Below are 278 nucleotides of genomic sequence, written 5' to 3'. Positions count from 1 at the left end.
GTCAATAAGAACCTAGGCAGAATATCTGATCTTGAATTCAAGATTTACGAGGAACTTGTTGATAATATGTTGGAAGAATTAGACCAGCTTCCGAAAAAAGCACCGGATTTGATGGTTTACCTAAAAGGATCATTCGATACGGTCATTGATCGGATTATGGCCCGCGGCCGCAGCTTTGAAATCAATCCTGAGCTAAAGGAATATTATTTTGAGGTGTGGAAGGGTTACGATGAATGGGTCATGAATCATTATAACGCTAGTGACGTTTTCATGATTGA

1 protein-coding gene is annotated in these 278 nt (G+C 39.6%); it reads left to right on the top strand.

All coding sequences use genetic code 11. The features are described from left to right. The coding region (locus RYX56_RS22005) for a deoxynucleoside kinase (protein WP_317124069.1) at positions 1-278 on the top strand (278 nt) is incomplete at both ends.

Origin of the sequence: Alkalihalophilus lindianensis (assembly GCF_032843265.1) — a bacterium.
Classification (GTDB): Bacteria; Bacillota; Bacilli; order Bacillales; family Bacillaceae_D; genus Alkalihalophilus; species Alkalihalophilus lindianensis.
This window is presented reverse-complemented; position numbering and strand designations above follow the sequence as displayed.